The sequence below is a fragment of the Streptomyces sp. NPDC054842 genome (assembly GCF_053611025.1).
This window is the reverse complement of record NZ_JBSGZN010000043.1, coordinates 49,127-65,665: the sequence shown is the minus strand read 5'-3', so window position 1 is coordinate 65,665 and position 16,539 is coordinate 49,127. Positions and strand designations below refer to the sequence as shown.

The following is a 16,539-nucleotide window of genomic DNA, read 5'->3' as shown; positions in this document are numbered from 1 at the left end:
GTCGGGTACGGGAGGTACGCAACCGAGGAACGCTGGTAGCAGAGGCCGACACCAACTACCGACGGCCGGATGCACCGGCACGGCCCCGACCCACCCACCGGCGGAAAGCGCCCGACGCCCACTGGACGCGCGGGCCCTCGACGCCAAGCACCCTGCCGGCAGCGCCCGACGCTCACGGAACGCGCACGAAAGAACACCGACGCCGACCGAAGGGCCGGCGCCCGCTCACGGCGCCGCAGGCGCCGACGTCCCCTTGTCGTCCCGGGGTGTGGCCCCCGCGTCGTCCCCCGACGTGGCGACCCACGTCCCCACGCCCACCGCGGCGACCAGCGCCACCGCCGCCGCCCCCAGCGTGATCCTCCGCCGCCGGGCGGACGCCCGGTGCCGGGCCGACCCCGGCCGCGGCGCCCCCGCGGCCCGCGGCGCCCGAGCGGTCCCCCGCGCACCCCCGGCCAGCTCGTCCGGCCCCGGCACCCGCATCGACGTATGCGTGTCCCGGTTGGAGTCCGGCGCAGCCCCCGGCACCAACGGCACGGCGCCCCGCCGGACCCGCCCCCGCTCCGCCCGCTCGCCCTCACGCGCCGGAGCGGCCTCGGCCGCCTCCTCGTAAGGGCCCTCGCCCTCCTCCGGCTCCGCGTCCGGCTCGTCCACGTCGAGCGGCGGCATCCCGGCCAGCAAGGGCAACTGCTCCCGCAGCCGCGCCCCCAGCTCGGACGCCCGCAACCGGGACGCCGGCGCCTTGGCGAGGCACTGCACGATCAGCTGCCACAGCTCGTCGGGGATGCCGGGCAGCGGTACGACGCGCTCGGTGACGTGCCGCCGCAGCACCGCCCCGGGGTGTCCGCCCCCGAAGGGGGTGAACCCCGCCAGCAGCTCGTACAGCACCGTCGCGAGCGCGTAGATGTCGACGGCGGCACGCGGCGGCAGCCCCTCGATGATCTCGGGGGCGAGATAGTCCGGCGTGCCGATGATCTTCGTGGCACGGGTCCGCCGGGGCGAGTCGATGAGCTTGGCCACGCCGAAGTCGGTCAGCAGCGCGGGATGCGAGCCGCCCGGCCCGAGGGGGCCCTGCATGTCCAGGAGGACGTTCTCGGGCTTCACGTCCCGGTGGACGACACCGGCGGCGTGCGCGGCGGCGAGCCCGTCCGCGACGTCGGCGACGATCGCGACCGCGGCCTCGGGGGCCAGCCGCCGCTCCCGGTCGAGCCGGGTCCGCAGGTCGGTGCCGCGGACGAGGTCCATGACGAGTGCGAGGTCGTTGCCGTCCACGACGAGATCGCGCACCGCGACCACGTGGGGGTGGTCGAGACCCAGGAGCGCCGTGCGCTCCTGGACGAAGCGCCCCACGAGCTCCTGGTCGGACGCGAGGTCCTCGCGCAGCAGCTTGATGGCGACGGGGCCCTCCGGCCCCTCGCCCAGCCACACCGTGCCGGCGCTGCCCCGCCCCAGGATCTGGTTGGCGGTGTACCGGCTGCCGATCTTCCGTGCCAAGACTGCTCCTACAGACGCGTGTTGTCGTCAAAACTACGCGCCGGAGGAGCCAACCTTCACCGCGGAGACGGAAATCACCCGTCGGGTGTCGACAAATCCCCAGAGTCGGCCCTCCCGGAGGGCGCGCCGCCGCCCCGCGACACCACTCGCCACCGCCGGGCCGACAGCACCCCGCAAGGCCGGCGCCGGTCCCGCCCGGAGCGATCCCTCAGGAGCGCCGCGAGCTCACTGCCCGGTCTTGGCGCCCAGGTCCCCGATCCAGCCGCTCACCGTGTTGAACCAGTCGCTCAGCTGCTCCCAGTAGCCCTTGGTGGTGCCGATCCACTCCTGGAGGGGGCTCAGTTCCCAGACCAGCCACCCGGCGACGAACAGGATGACGACGGTGAACAGGCACCCCTTGAGGCAGCCGAGCCCGGGGATCTTCATCGGGTTGGCGCTGCGCTGCCGGGGCTCGCGCGGCTGCCGGGGCGCGGGCTGCTGCGGCTGCTGCGGCGCGGGAGCGTACCGCTGGGGCTGGGGCTGCTGCCGCTGCGGCTGGGGTTGCTGCCGCTGCGGCGCGTACTGCTGGGGCTGCTGCTGCGGATACCCGTACCCGGGCGGCGGCTGCTGCCCCTGGGGCCGCTGCTGTTGCTGGGGCCGCTGCTGCTGCTGAGGCCGCTGCTGCTGAGGCCGGGCGACCTGCCGCTGCGGGCGGCGCCGCAGCGGATCGTCCCCGGGGTCGAGGTACGACTGGACCTGCGTCTGCTCGTTGCGGTCACGGGCCGCCCGCAGCTGGCTCTGCCAGGGATGCGGATCCTCGGGCTGTCCCGGCTGACCGGGCTGCCCCTGCTGCCCGCCCGGTCCGTTCGGCGGCACCGGAGGCAGCACGGCGGTCGGATCGGCGGCGCCGCGGTGCGGCAGCACGGACGTCGGATCGGCGGCACCGGAGGTGTGCGGCAGGACGCTCGTGGCGCCGTTCGGGTCGTAGGCGCCGGCACCGTGCGGCAGCACCTGCGTCGGGTCGGCGGCACCCGGCGTGCCCGGCACGGCGGCGGGAGCCGGATCGGGCGCGAGGAGCGCGCCGACCCCCTCCGCGGCGGCGATCTGCGCGGCGCCGGCGTGCACGCCGACCCCCTGGGCGACCGTGCGCAGTCCGCGGGCGAGGTTCTCGGCGCTCGGCCGCTCGTCGGGGTTCTTGCGCAGGCACCGCTCGATGACGGTCCACAGCGGGTCCGGGACGGTCGAGGGCCGGCGGGGCTCGGCGCTGAGGTGCTGGTGCAGCACCTCGAGGGCCGACCCTCCGGAGAACGGCGGGCGCCCGGTCACCAGCTCGTACAGCAGGATGCCGGCGCCGTAGATGTCGACGGCGGACGTCTGGGGGCGGCCCTCGGCGGACTCGGGCGCGACGTACGCGGGCGTGCCGACGAACTCGTGGGTCCGCGTGAGCCCGGGTGAGTCGGCGAGCCGGGCGATGCCGAAGTCGGTGAGCATCGGGTGCATCTGGCCGCCGTCCTGCTTGAGCAGGACGTTCGCCGGCTTGAGGTCGCGGTGGACGACCCCGTCGGCATGGCTGGCGGCGAGCGCGTCGGCCACCTGGGCGGTGAGGAGGGCGGCGGCGACGGGCGAGAAGGGCCCGTTGTCGCGGAGGTAGCGGTGCAGGTCGGGACCGTCGACGAGGTCCATGACGAGCGCGAGCAGGTCTCCCTCGACGACCAGGTCGCGGACCCGGACGATGTTCGGGTGGGTCAGGCGCAGCAGGACGGACCGCTCCCGGAGGAACCGCATCACGACGTCCGCGTCGCTCGCCAGCTCCTCCTTGAGGACCTTGATCGCCACGGTCTCGCCGGGCTGCCCGGCGACGGCCGCCTCGGCGCCCGCTGTCTCCCTCTGGCGGGCGCGCCAGACGGTGCCTGTGGCGCCGCGCCCCAGCGGCTCCTCAAGGAGGTACTTGCTCCCTACCGGCCGCACGTCATGCGCTCCCTGCTGCTTGCTTGGCTGGTCCGTCCACCGTCGTCCACGTCGCTCGGAGTGCTCGGGTGTTCCGCCCCACTGTAGTGCCGTGGGACGCGGGACCGGGCTGTCGTCCCGCTGTGCTTCCCCGTGCTCGCTCCGGTGCCTGCGGCGGAGTCCGCGTACGGGTTCCTTACGTGTTTCGAAGGAAAGACGCTCGCTTCGGACCGTTGGTTGCCGAACCCTGGACGTGACCGATCTCAAGCGGGCACCGGTCGGGCACTGGTCAGGCACTTTTGCGGGCAGAGCCGACCAATCAAGATCACTTGTTCCCGGGCGGCGGGCGTGTTGTCGGTGGCAGGTGCGAGGATGCCCTCAGTACTGGCCGACGTGCCCGTGTGCGGTGGGGGAGTCTGCGGTGGGGGACCGCGGCGCAGTCTCGTCCCCGTCCCGGGTGCCCGCGCGGAAGGGACCCCTGACGGCGATGCAGATCCGGCTGACCGTCGTAGACCCGCTGGGCCCGCCCTCGGAGCCGCGGGGGCGAGCCGCCGCCTGCGATGTGCTGGTCACCGCCCCCGCGGGGACGGCGCTGGCCGCGATCGCCTCCGGGCTGGCCTCGGCGGTGGCGGGGTCCGACGGTCCGCTCGTGCTGTACGCCGGTGCCGAGCGGCTCGACGCGCAGCGCTGCACCCTGGGCGAGCCGCCGCTCATCGACGGCGCGGTGCTGTCGCTGGGCGCCCCCGCGGAGCCGGGTCCCGACGAGACCGACGTCACCGCCCAGCTGCACGTGATCGCGGGTCCCGACGCGGGCGGCGTCCATCTGCTGCACGGCGGCCGTATCCACATCGGCCGCTCCGCCGACGCCGACGTCCCGCTGGACGACCCGGACGTGTCCCGGCTGCACTGCGCGGTGACGGTCTCGGCGGACGGCCGGGTCGCGGTCGCCGACCTCGGCTCCACGAACGGGACGACGGTCGACGGCGCCCGGGTGGGCGACCGTCCGGTGCGGTTCGGGCCGGGGGCGCTGCTGCGGGTCGGCGAGTCCGCGCTGCGTCTCGCCCCGGCCACCGGCGTGGGGACGGTCCCGACCGCTCCCGACGGCGAGGGGCACGTGCGGGTGCCCGCCGCGGGCGGGCGGGAGACCGGTCCGCCCGGCGCCGCGGGCGCCCTCGGGTCCGGCGCTTCCTCGGGTGCGGCGGCCCGGACGTCCGCCGCCCCGGTGTCCGCCGGGGCGCCCCGGCGGACCGCCGCCGTGCCCCACGCGCGCGTGCAGGGCGGCACCGAGACCCCGGCGGCGGGCACGCGTACGGACGGTGGTGCCGGGCGGGACCCGTACGCCCCGGCGGGCGAGACCCGTCACGGCTACGGCTCCGGGGGCTGGGGGTCGGCCGGAGGTGCCCCGGGCGCCCAGGGGCACGAGCCCGGCGCGACGCCCGTCGTCCCGGGACAGGGACGCGCACCCCGTATCGAGAGCGGCCGCCCCGCCGCCGCGGCACCGCGCCACGACCGGCACGGCGACCCCCAGGGGCGCGGCGAGGGAGCACCGACCGCGGCCCCCGGCGCGGGCACCCGGGAGGGAGGCGCCCCGGGCCAGGAGGCGCGCGGGGCCGCGCCCGCCCTCGGCGCCGACCTGCCGCCCGGCGTCCGCAGGCGCGGCTTCTCCGCCTGGGCGAGGCGGCTGGCCGGCGGCCGGGGCGAACTGCCCGAGGATGGTCCCGAAACGTACGACGAACCGGCGGCGGAGCCGGCGGGCCCCGAGGCCGCTCCGGCGCGGCTGCCGGACACCTGGCCGGACCCCGCGACGCTGCTGCTCACGGCGCTCGGCCCGGGGCCGCGGCTGTGGGAGCGCGAGCCGGGGCACCCGGAGACGCTGACCGTGCGGCTGGGCACGGCCGACCGCGCGGCGCCCGACGGCTCGGGGCTGCTGCCCGCAGTGCCGGTGACGGCGGGGCTGCGCGAGGTCGGCTCGCTGGGCCTGGCGGGCCCCCGGGCGCGGCTGGCGGGGCTGGCCCGCGCGGTCGTCGCCCAGCTGGCCGCTCTGCACTCCCCCGACACCCTTGAGATCGTCCTGATCAGCACCGACCGTTCGCGCGGCGTGGAGGAGCGCACCGCCGAGTGGTCCTGGCTCGGCTGGCTCCCGCACGTCCGCCCCGCTCACGGCCAGGACTGCCGTCTCCTCCTCGCCTACGACCGTGACCAGGCGACCGCGCGCGCGGACGAGCTGCTGCGCCGTCTCGACGACCACCTGGCGGACGCCGGAGGCCCGGCGGGCGCCCGTCCCTCCCCCCGCGCGACGGGCCCCGTCCGCGGAGCGGCCCGCCGTCCCTCGTGGGCGCGGGGCGAGGACCCGGAAGACGCCGCCGAGGGGCCGTACACCGTCCTCGTCGTGGACGGCGACCCCGGCGGCGCGGGAGTGCGCGACGCGGTGGTGCGGCTGGCCCGCGAGGGCGCCCGGGCGGGCATCTACGTCGTGTGCCTCGCCGAGACGGCGGCCGCGTCCCCGGCGTCCCCGGTGTCGCGGACGTACGAGGCGGCGTGCGAGGCGGCGCCCGGTTTCCGGGAGTGCGGTGCCGTCGCGCTGCTCAGCGGCGACGTGGCGACCGCACTGCATCTGATGCGGGTCGCCCCGGGCGGCCCCGCGGACCCGTCCGGCGTGCAGCGCGCGGGCACGCCCGGCGGCGACCCGACCGTTCCCGGCCAGGGCGGGCGGACCTCCGGGCACGGCCGGTACACCCAGCCGGGCGCCGCGCCGAACGACGCCGGGGCCGGCTCCCCGGACCGCCCCGACGGCGGCTCCGCCCCGGGGTTCGTCGGACACGGCACCGTCGCCGCGGTGGACGCGGTGTCGGCGGCCTGGGCCGAGCGGTTCGCGCGGGCCCTCGCGCCGCTGCGCACCGACGGCACCGGCGACCGGCATACGCGGGTGTCCGCGCCGTTGCCCCAGGCGGCCCGGCTGCTCGACGAGCTGGGGCTCGCCCGCGCCACCCCCGCGTCCCTGATGGCGCGCTGGGCCGACGCGGCCGACGACACCGAGGCGCTGGGCGGGCGGGCCCGCGCGGTGCTCGGAGCGGGGCCCCGCGGCCCGGTCTGCGTCGACCTCGCCGCCGACGGCCCCCACCTGCTGATCGAGGGCCCCTCGGGCAGCGGCCGTACGGAGCTGCTGCGGTCGATCGCCGCGTCGCTCGCCGCCGCCGAGCGCCCGGACCGGCTCGGCATCGTCCTGATGGACGGGCGGGACCACACCGGCGGCAAGGGCGCACAGGGGCCGGCCGACGGGCTCGCCGCCTGCACCGACCTGCCGCACGTCTCGACCCACCTCACCGCCAACGACCCCGTGCGCATGCGGGAGTTCGCGCAGTCCCTGAGCGCCGAGCTGAAGCGGCGGGCCGAGCTGCTGGGCCGGCAGGACTTCACCGAGTGGCACACGAACCGCGAGGTGTCCGGCCGGATGGTCACCCAGCGCTCGGCCGGCGGCTCGTCCGGCACCGGCGATCTCGACAGCCCCACCACGTCGACGATCAGGCTGCGCCCTGCGGCGTCCCGCCCGCGGACGGAGCCGGGGCCGCCGCTGGCCCGGCTGGTCGTGGTGGTCGACGACCTGGACTCCCTGCTGTCGCCCGCGCTGGGTTCGCCGGGCAGGCCCTCGGCGGGTTCCGTCGTACGGGCACTGGAGGCCGTGGCCCGGGAGGGCGAGCGGCTCGGCGTGCACCTCGTGGCGACGACCGGGATGTGCGGGCGGGCCACGGACACGGAGCTGGCCCGGACGGCCGCGCTGCGGGTCACGCTGGACGCGCCGACGCCGGGGGCGGACGAACCGGCGCCCGGGCGGGGGCGGGTGTCCGGGGCGGACGGGCGCGTCACGCCGTTCCAGGGCGGGCGGGTGACGGGGCGGATTCCCCGTACGGCGACACTGCGGCCCACGGTGGTGCCCCTGGAGTGGCAGCGGATGGGGGATCCGCCGGCCCGGCGGCCCGTGCGGGAGCTCGGCAACGGCCCGACCGATCTGGCGCTGCTCGCCAGCGCGTTGGAGCGGGCGGCCCGTTCGGTGGCCGCGACCGAGGTCCCCTCACTGCTCTGACCCCGGCGCCCGACCCCAACTGCCGACCCCGACGCCGGATTCCGGCGCCGACTGCCGACCCGGTCGCCCGGCGCCCGACCCCAACTGCCGCCCCGGGGTTGGGCGCCCGGCCCGAACCCTCGACCCCGGCGACCGGCGACTGGCGCTCGGCGCCCGGCGCCCGGCGCCCGGCGCTCGGCGCTCGGCGCTCGGCGCTCGGCGCTCGGCGCTCGGCGCTCGGCGCTCGGCGCTCGGAACGAGCCGTCCGCACTTACGCCGGCCCGTCAACTGCCCTGTCCAATTGGGGCATTGCGCACCGCCCCACCCATGACGGGGCCTCAGTTCCCGTGCCCCCACGGTAAACGCGCCGGCGCGGCCGCGACCCGTGAGCCGGTGGAGTCCGCCTCCACCGGAAGCCCCCAGGTCACGACGCGGTCACGATCACCGACTTGACACCGTAGGCACTCTTGCCGCCCTCAAGCGGGCGGGCGTAGACCAGAGCGGACGGGACACGCTCAAGACACCACTCAAGACACCGCTCAGACGTTCGACGAGGAACGAAGAACGGGGCACAGATGCGCAGCACTGTTCATTCACGCAAGACGGGCAGGACCGCACGGAACGCGGCCGCGGCCCTCACGGCCGGTGCTCTCGCCCTCGCGCTCACCGCGTGCGGCGGCGACGACGACGGCGGCGACGGCAACGGCGGCAAGGACAAGGAGAGCGGCGGATCGTCCGTCTCGCTCCCCAAGCTGGACGGCGAGAACCTGGAGGTCGCCGCCGTCTGGACCGGCCCCGAGCAGGCCAACTTCAAGAAGGTGCTCGCCGAGTTCGAGAAGCGCACCGGCGCCAAGGTCACCTTCGTACCGGCACAGGACCCGATCATCAACTTCCTGGGGTCGAAGATCGCGGGCGGGGAGCCGCCGGACATCGCGATGCTGCCCCAGGTCGGCGCCATCAAGCAGGCCGTCGAGAAGAAGTGGGCCAAGCCCGTCGGCGCGGCCGCCAAGGAGCAGTTGGCGAAGAACTACTCCCAGGGCTGGCAGGACCTCGGCAAGGTCGACGGCGAGCAGTACGGCGTGTACTACAAGGCCGCCAACAAGTCGCTGGTCTGGTACAACACGCAGGTCTTCGAGAACGCGGGGGCCAAGGAGCCCAAGACCTGGGACGAGTTCCTGGACACCGCGCAGACCGTCTACGACTCGGGCGTCACACCCGTGTCCGTCGGCGGCGCGGACGGCTGGACCCTCACGGACTGGTTCGAGAACATCTACCTCTCCCAGGCCGGCCCCGAGAAGTACGACCAGCTCGCCGAGCACAAGATCAAGTGGACGGACGCGTCCGTGAAGGACGCGCTGACCACCCTCGCGCAGCTGTGGGGCAAGAAGGACTACATCGCGGGCGGCGCGAGCGGGGCCCTGCAGACGGAGTTCCCCGACTCCGTGACGCAGACGTTCCAGGGCGGCGACCAGCCGAAGGCCGGCATGGTCTTCGAGGGCGACTTCGTCCAGGTCAACATCGCGGAGACGAAGGCGAAGGTCGGCACCGGCGCGAAGGTGTTCCCGTTCCCGGCGGTGGGCGACGAGGCCCCGGTCGTCAGCGGCGGCGACGCGGCCGTCATCCTGAAGGACTCCAAGGCGGCCCAGGCCCTCGCCACGTTCCTCGCCTCCTCCGACGCGGCGAGCATCCAGGCGAAGCTCGGCGGCTACCTCTCCCCCAACAAGAACGTCGACGCGTCGGCGTACCCGAACGCGGTGCAGCGCAAGATGGCGCAGGCCCTGGTCTCGGCCGGCGACGACTTCCGCTTCGACATGTCGGACCAGGCGCCGCAGGCGTTCGGCGGCACCCCCGGCAAGGGCGAGTGGAAGGAGCTCCAGGACTTCCTGAAGAACCCCAAGGACGTCGCGGGTACGCAGCAGAGGCTGGAGTCGGCCGCCGCCAAGGCGTACAAGGACTGATCCGGGGATGACGTCGGCATCGGCGGGAGGAGTCACCCCGACTCGTCCCGCGGCTCGCAACCGCAAGAGCGTGACCGGCACCCGCAAGGCGGTGGCAGCGCTGTTCCTGCTGCCCGCCCTGGTGCTGCTCGGCGCGCTCGTGGTCTACCCGATCGGGTACTCGCTGGTCCGCAGCTTCTTCGACCAGAGCGGCGACGGCTTCGCCGGCGTCGACAACTATGAAGCGCTGTTCACGGACGACGGCATCCGCACCGCGCTGAAGAACAACGTGCTGTGGGTGGTGTTCGCCCCGACGATCTCGACGGCCCTCGGCCTGATCTTCGCGGTGCTCACCGAACGGGTGCGCTGGGGAACGGCGTTCAAGCTGGTCGTCTTCATGCCGATGGCGATCTCCATGCTCGCCGCCGGCATCATCTTCCGGCTGGTCTACGACGAGGACCCGGAGAAGGGGGTCGCCAACGCGGTCTGGGTGGGCGTGCACGACACCTTCGCGGAGTCGTCCGCCTTCCCGAAGGCGCACCCGGGCCGGAAGTCGCCCCTCAAGGCGGACGACGGCGGGTTCGTCACCCGGACGCCGGTCAGCGCCGGTCAACCCGTGACGCTGCCGCTGGTCGGCGTCGCCCCCGACAAGATGCCCGACGGTGCGAAGAACGCCGTACAGGCGAAGGCGGAGCCCGGCAAGGTCACCGGTACGGCCTGGCAGGACTTCACCCGCGGCAAGGGCGTCGGCGAACTCGGCGCCGTCGACGGCACGGAGCTCGGCTACGCGGGCATGCGGGTCGAGGCGGTGAAGGACGGCAAGGTCGTGGACTCCGCGGAGGTCGGCGCCGACGGAACCTTCACGCTGTCCGGCGAGGCGGACGGGGCGCTGCTGCGGCTGCCGGCGAGCAACTTCCGCGAGCCGTACAACGGCGTGGACTGGCTGGGCCCCTCCCTGGTGACCCCGGCGGTCATCGGCTCGTACGTGTGGATGTGGGCCGGGTTCGCGATGGTGCTCATCGCCGCGGGGCTGGCGGGCGTGCCGCGCGAACTCCTGGAGGCGGCGCGGGTGGACGGCGCCACCGAGTGGCAGGTGTTCCGCAGGGTCACGGTGCCGCTCCTGGCGCCGGTCCTCGCGGTCGTCACGGTCACGCTGATGATCAACGTGCTGAAGGTCTTCGACCTGGTCTTCATCATCCCGCCGGGCTCGTCCCAGGACGACGCGAACGTGCTGGCCCTGGAGCTGTACCGCAAGGGCTTCTCCGAGGACCAGCCCGGCGTCGCGAGCGCGATCGCCGTGTTCCTGCTGCTCCTGGTCATCCCCGTGATGCTGTTCAACGTCCGCAGGCTGCGGCGGGAGGTACGACGATGACCACGCAGACCGCGCGGACCGGCACGTCGGTGAAGGCGGCGCCCGTCGAGACCGTCAGGCCGAAACGGTCGCTCGGGTCCCGGCTGGTGAGCGGGGTCAGCGGCGGTGTGCTGCAGCTGTTCCTCATCCTGGTCGCCCTGTTCTGGCTGGTGCCGACCCTCGGGCTGCTGCTGTCGTCGCTGCGCAAGCCCGAGGACATGAGCGCGAGCGGCTGGTGGAAGGTCCTCAGCGAACCCTCGCAGCTGACCGTGGACAGCTACCAGAAGCTGCTGGAGAACAGCGACATCACCGGTTCCCTGGTGAACACGGTGCTGATCACGGTCCCGGCGACGCTGCTGGTGGTGGTGATCGGCTCGCTCGCCGGCTACGCGTTCGCCTGGATGGAGTTCCCGGGCCGCGACTGGTGGTTCCTCGGCGTGGTCAGTCTGCTGGTGGTGCCCGTGCAGGTGGCGCTCATCCCGATCGCCGAACTCTTCGGCAAACTGGGCCTGTTCGGGACGATCCTCGGAGTCATCCTCTTCCACGTCGGCTTCGGCCTGCCGTTCGCGGTGTTCCTGCTGCGGAACTTCTTCGCGGAGATCCCGCGGGAGCTCCTGGAGGCGGCCCGGCTCGACGGGGCGGGTGAACTGCGCCTGTTCCTGCGGGTCGTGATGCCGCTGGGCGGGCCGGCGATCGCCTCGCTCGGCATCTTCCAGTTCCTGTGGGTGTGGAACGACATGCTGGTCGCGCTGGTGTTCACCAAGGCCGGCACCCAGCCGATCACGGTCGCCCTGCAGACGCAGGTACGGCAGTTCGGCAACAACATCGACGTGCTGGCGCCCGGCGCCTTCATCTCGATGGTGATCCCGGTGGCCGTGTTCTTCGCGTTCCAGCGGCAGTTCGTGTCCGGCGTGATGGCGGGCGCCGTGAAGTAGCCGCGCCGGCAGGGCAGTCGGAGGGCGGGCCGGTTCCGGTCCGCCCTCCGTCACGCGTACGCCGGTCCAGCGCGGGACGTCCTGGGGGCGCGGGCGCCGGAGCGTTCGCCGGGCTCACGCGGCCGTCGTCCCCCGGATGCCGCATCCGGCGTAACCAGGTCACCCCTTCGGCCGTTCCCGGGCAGTATGCCCGCGCCGACCCATGGATGTCCCTTGCCCAGGTTCAGTGTCATCGTCCCCGCGTACAAGGTTCAGGCGTACCTGCATGAGTGCCTCGAATCCGTGCTTGAGCAGTCCTGCCCGGACCTCGAGGTCATCGCGGTCGACGACTGCTCACCCGACGCCTGCGGCGCGATCATCGACGAGTTCGCGGCCCGCGACGCCCGCCTGCGCCCGCTGCACCTGCCCGAGAACGTGGGTCTGGGCCGCGCGCGCAACGCGGGTCTCCAGCACGCGCAAGGCGACTACCTGCTCTTCCTGGACGGCGACGACACCCTCACCCCGGACGCCCTGCGGTCGATCGCCGACCGGCTGAAGGAGACCTCCGAGCCGGACGTCCTGGTCTACGACTACGCGCGCACGTTCTGGTCGGGCGACGCCGTCCGCAACCGGCTGGCGGGACAGCTCACCGAGCAGGGCCCGGCGCCCTTCCGGCTCGACGACCGGCCGGGCCTCCTCACCATGCTGATGGTCGTCTGGAACAAGGCGTACCGGCGGGAGTTCGTCGAGCGGACGGGCCTGACCTTCCCGCCCGGGCTCTACGAGGACACCCCCTGGACCTACCCGGCCCTGATGTCGGCCGAGTCCATCGCCACCCTGGACCGGGTCTGCGTCCACTACCGGCAGCGGCGCCGGGGCAGCATCCTCGGCACGACCGGCCGGGGGCACTTCGACGTCTTCGACCAGTACGACCGGGTCTTCGCGTACCTGGACGCGCACCCGGAGCTGGCGCACTGGCGGCCGCTGCTGTTCCGGCGGATGCTCGACCACATCGCCACGGTGTTTACCCGGCGCGGGCGCCTGCCGCGCGGCAGCCGTGCCGAGTTCCTGCGCAGGGCCCGCGCCCACTGCGCCCGGCACCGCACCCCGGGCGCGCCGGTGCGACCGCGCGTCCGGCTCCGGCACGCCCTGGTCCGCCTGGGCAGCCACCGCACCTACCGGCTGCTCTCGCTCGGCTCGCGGCTGCGGAGACGGGCGCTGCGGTCGGCCGCGGGCCTGCGCCGCCGGGTGCGGGAGGCCGCGCTCCGGCTGCACTACCGCGTCCAGCTGAGGCTCCCGCTGCGCGCGGACCGCGCGGTGTTCTCCAGCCACGACGGCCGCGGGTACGGCTGCAATCCGGGCGCCCTGGAGTCCGCGTTCCGCACGCTCGTCCCGCACATCCGCACGACGTGGATCGCGGACGCCGAGCACCACCACACCGTGCCGCCGGCGACCCGCCGGGTACGGCCCGGGTCGGCCGCGTACTGGACGGCCCTCGCCCGCTCCGCCTACCTGGTCGACAACGCCGGGCTGGGCCTCCGGCTGGTCAAGCGCCCCGGCCAGGTGGTGATCCAGACGCAGCAGGGCACCCCGCTGAAGCGGATGGGGCTCGACCTCCAGGACCGTCCGGCGGCCGCCCGCGGCACGGACTTCGCCGCGCTGCTGCGCTCCGCCGACACCTGGGACTACTGCCTCTCCGCCAACCGCCACTCCACCCTGGTCTGGGAGCGCGTCCTGCCGTCCGGCTACACGACGCTGGAGTACGGGCAGCCGCGCAACGACGTGTTCCAGCAGGCGACACCGGCGGACGTGGCCCGGCTGCGGGAGTCCCTCGGCATCCCCGAGTCGTCCGTGGCCGTCCTGTACGCGCCGACCCACCGCGACTACCGCCGCGGGCAGCTGCGCACCCTCGACCTGGAACGGGTGCTGCGCCGGCTCGGCCCGCGCTTCGTGCTGCTGACCCGGGCCCACCCCTCCTACGGCGGCCCGCTCGCCGAGGGCTCCGGCGGCCGCCTCATCGACGTGAGCGGCCACCCGAGTGTCGAGTCCCTGTGCCTGGCCGCGGACGCCCTGGTCACCGACTACTCGTCGATCATGTTCGACTACGCCAACCTGGACCGGCCGATCGTCGTGTACGCGGACGACTGGGAGGCGTACGAGGCGGCCCGCGGCACCTACTTCGACCTGCGGTCCTTCCCGCCGGGGGCGGTCGCCCGCAGCGAGGACGAGCTGATCGACATCTTCGCGACCGGTCACTGGCGGGGTTCGCGCTCGGCCCAGCTGCGGTCCGCGTTCCGCCAGCGTTTCTGCCCGCACGACGACGGCCGCGCCGCCGAGCGGGTGGTGCGCCGGGTCGTCCTGGGCGAGCGGTCCGGACTCCCGGCGGTGGTGCCGCTCGCCGAGCGCCGCCCGGTGCCGTCGGCGGCGTCGGCCCGTCCCGCCGTCCCGCTCACCACGTCGCCGTCCGGAGAGGTCCCCCTCTCGGACGTCCCGCCCCTCACGTCCGTGCCGTCACCCGGGGCGGGGGCCGCCGCTCCCGTCACCCCCGACGGCCTCTGAACCGGAGTGCGCATGCCCCGCGGTTCGTCCCGGCCCACGCCGACCCGGCCCGCCACCTGGCGTCCCGCCGGCCGGCCGGGGCGCTGACCGGCTCCGCACCCCTCGACAGAAAGAGCAGAATGCCCCGCTTCAGCATCGTCGTCCCCACCCACGAAGTCGCCGGGCGCCTGTCCCAGGCGCTGGACTCGGTCCTCGCCCAGTCCTTCGGCGACTTCGAGCTGATCCCCGTCTGCGACGCGCCGGACTCGCCCGCGGGTGCCGTCGCCGCCGCGTACGCCGGGCGGGACACCCGGGTGGCCCCGGTCCAGTCCCCGCCGTCCGCAGGGCTCGGCGCGGCCCGCAACACCGGGACGGCGGCCGCCACCGGCACGTACGTGCTGTTCCTCGACGGCGACGACGAGCTGGCGCCGGGCGCCCTGGCGGCCCTGGACGCGGGGCTGCGGGAGGAGGGGGTCGACGTCCTGTACTTCGAGCACGAGCGGGTGCACTGGTGGGACGTGGAGACGAGCACGCCCCCGCTGCCCAGGACGCCCGCGGGCGCCTTCGAACCGGAGCGGGCTCCCCGGCTCACCGGGGTCGCGCTGCCCGCCTGGAGCGCCGCCTACCGGCGCGCCTTCCTCACCGAGCACCGGCTCGCGTTCCCCGCGCCGCACTTCACGGATGTCGGCTGGGGCGGCCTGGTGACCCTCGCGGCCCGCCGGGTGGCCGTGGTGCGCACGGTCGTCGTACGGCACCTGCTGCGGCGCCAGGGCAGCCGGCTCAACGCCCCGGGCCCTCACCAGCTCGACCTCCTCGACCAGGTGGAGCTGGTGCTGACCCGGGCCGCCGCACAGGACCTGCCGGCCGAGCGGTCGAAGCCGCTGTTCGACCAGCTGTTCACCCTGGTGCTGAAGACGGCGGCCCATCCGGAGCGGCTGCCCGCGCGCCGGCGCCGGGCCTTCTTCCGCCGGGCGGGCGGCCTCTACCGGCGCCACCGCCCGGCCGGTCACCGGCCGCCCGCGGGCAGTCTCGGCGTGCAGCACCGGCTCCTCGCGTCCGGTGCCTACAGCGCGTTCCGGGCGCTGCGGGGCGCCAACCGGCTGGCGGCGGCGGGCCGACGGGTGCCGCGGCCGCGGATGCTGCGCACCCGCGCGCTGTACGCGCTGAACCTGCGGCGGCCCCTCGACGAGCACCTGGCCGTGTACTGCGCCTACTGGGGCCGCGGTTACGCCTGCAACCCGGCGGCGATCCACGCCAAGGCCCGCGAACTCGCCCCGCACATCCGCTCGGTGTTCCTGGTCGAGCCGGACGCGGTGGACGCGCTGCCCGAGGGACTGGACCACGCGGTGATCGGCAGCCGCCGTTCCTGGGAGGTGCTGGCCCGCGCCAAGTACCTGGTCAACAACGCCAACTTCGCCGACGCGGTCGTCAAGCGCCCCGGCAGCGTGCACCTGCAGACCCAGCACGGCACCCCGCTGAAGAAGATGGGCGTGGACCAGTCGACGTACCCGGTGGTGGCCGCGGCGACCGGCAGCTTCGCCAAGCTGCTGAACCGCGTGGACCGCTGGGACTACAACCTGTCCGCCAACCGGCACTCCACCCAGATGTGGGAGCGCGCCTTCCCCGGCGGCTACGAGGCGCTGGAGTACGGCTATCCGCGCAACGACGTCTACTACACGGCGGACGCCGATCACGTCGCCCGGGTCCGGCGCGCGCTGGGCGTCCCCGAGGGCCGCACGGCCCTGCTGTACGCGCCCACCCACCGCGACCACAGCACCGGTTTCGAGACCCGGCTCGACCTGGAGGCGTTCTGCGAGGCGGCCGGCGACGACTTCGTCATCCTGCTGCGAGCCCACTACTTCTACGACGAGGGCCGCTCCCGGAGCAGCGGCCGGATCATCGACGTGACCCGCCACCGCTCCTCCGAGGACGTCTGCCTGGCCGCCGACGGGCTGATCACGGACTACTCGTCGATCATGTTCGACTACGCCAACCTGGACCGGCCGATCGTGGTGTACGCCGACGACTGGGACGTCTACCGGGAGACGCGGGGCAGCTACTTCGACCTGATGGAGAGCCCGCCCGGTCATGTGGCGCGCACACCAAAGGAGTTGGCGGGCCTGTTCCTCGACGGCACTTGGGCGGACGGGGAGTCGGCGGCCCTGCGGGCGCGGTTCCGTGAGCGGTTCTGCGAGTTCGACGACGGGCGGGCCGCCGAGCGCGTCGTGCGGCGGGTGCTCCTCGGCGAACCTCCCGAGGCGATCCCGCCCGTGCTCCCCCTCGCCGAGCGCACCCCGGCCCCCACCCTCGTTAGGAGCTGAC

Annotated in this window: 8 protein-coding genes; 6 read left to right on the top strand and 2 right to left on the bottom strand. The window is 74.6% G+C overall.

Annotated features, from left to right (window positions below; all coding sequences use genetic code 11):
- Positions 1-225 precede the first annotated feature (225 nt).
- Together ACWGIS_RS28190 and ACWGIS_RS28185 are read right to left on the bottom strand one after the other, a co-directional pair.
- Positions 226-1,491: a serine/threonine-protein kinase gene (locus ACWGIS_RS28190; RefSeq protein ID WP_453365258.1), complete on the bottom strand. Its 1,266-nt coding sequence runs from the start codon at positions 1,489-1,491 to the stop codon at positions 226-228.
- A 225-nt stretch (positions 1,492-1,716) separates the two neighbouring features.
- Positions 1,717-3,438: a serine/threonine-protein kinase gene (locus ACWGIS_RS28185; protein WP_453365257.1), complete on the bottom strand. Its 1,722-nt coding sequence runs from the start codon at positions 3,436-3,438 to the stop codon at positions 1,717-1,719.
- A gap of 466 nt (positions 3,439-3,904) precedes the next feature.
- Between ACWGIS_RS28185 and ACWGIS_RS28180 the strand changes: the two genes are divergently transcribed.
- The 6 genes from ACWGIS_RS28180 (at position 3,905) to ACWGIS_RS28155 (ending at position 16,538) form a co-directional block, all read left to right on the top strand.
- The gene (locus ACWGIS_RS28180) at positions 3,905-7,498 is read left to right on the top strand and encodes an FHA domain-containing protein (protein WP_453365256.1); all 3,594 of its coding nucleotides are present in this window, start codon (positions 3,905-3,907) and stop codon (positions 7,496-7,498) included.
- 554 nt (positions 7,499-8,052) lie between these two features.
- Positions 8,053-9,435 carry an ABC transporter substrate-binding protein gene (locus ACWGIS_RS28175; RefSeq protein WP_453365255.1) on the top strand — a complete coding sequence of 461 codons (1,383 nt, stop codon included), beginning with the start codon at positions 8,053-8,055 and terminating at the stop codon, positions 9,433-9,435.
- Between the two features lie 70 nt (positions 9,436-9,505).
- Positions 9,506-10,786 carry a carbohydrate ABC transporter permease gene (locus ACWGIS_RS28170; RefSeq protein WP_453365262.1) on the top strand — a complete coding sequence of 427 codons (1,281 nt, stop codon included), beginning with the start codon at positions 9,506-9,508 and terminating at the stop codon, positions 10,784-10,786.
- Positions 10,783-11,700 carry a carbohydrate ABC transporter permease gene (locus ACWGIS_RS28165; RefSeq protein ID WP_453365254.1) on the top strand — a complete coding sequence of 306 codons (918 nt, stop codon included), beginning with the start codon at positions 10,783-10,785 and terminating at the stop codon, positions 11,698-11,700. Before ACWGIS_RS28170 ends, ACWGIS_RS28165 begins: the two co-directional genes overlap by 4 nt.
- A gap of 213 nt (positions 11,701-11,913) precedes the next feature.
- Positions 11,914-14,238, top strand: coding sequence for a bifunctional glycosyltransferase/CDP-glycerol:glycerophosphate glycerophosphotransferase (locus tag ACWGIS_RS28160; RefSeq protein WP_453365253.1), 2,325 nt, complete (start codon positions 11,914-11,916; stop codon positions 14,236-14,238).
- Between the two features lie 119 nt (positions 14,239-14,357).
- The gene (locus ACWGIS_RS28155) at positions 14,358-16,538 is read left to right on the top strand and encodes a bifunctional glycosyltransferase/CDP-glycerol:glycerophosphate glycerophosphotransferase (RefSeq protein ID WP_453365252.1); all 2,181 of its coding nucleotides are present in this window, start codon (positions 14,358-14,360) and stop codon (positions 16,536-16,538) included.
- The last annotated feature ends 1 nt before the right edge of the window (position 16,539 follow it).

Excerpts from the sequence above, each read along its gene's own strand:
- ACWGIS_RS28175 (WP_453365255.1), top strand. The coding sequence starts at position 8,053 with ATGCGCAGCACTGTTCATTCACGCAAGACGGGCAGGACCGCACGGAAC.
- ACWGIS_RS28180 (WP_453365256.1), top strand. The coding sequence starts at position 3,905 with ATGCAGATCCGGCTGACCGTCGTAGACCCGCTGGGCCCGCCCTCGGAG.
- ACWGIS_RS28165 (WP_453365254.1), top strand. The coding sequence starts at position 10,783 with ATGACCACGCAGACCGCGCGGACCGGCACGTCGGTGAAGGCGGCGCCC.
- ACWGIS_RS28155 (WP_453365252.1), top strand. The coding sequence starts at position 14,358 with ATGCCCCGCTTCAGCATCGTCGTCCCCACCCACGAAGTCGCCGGGCGC.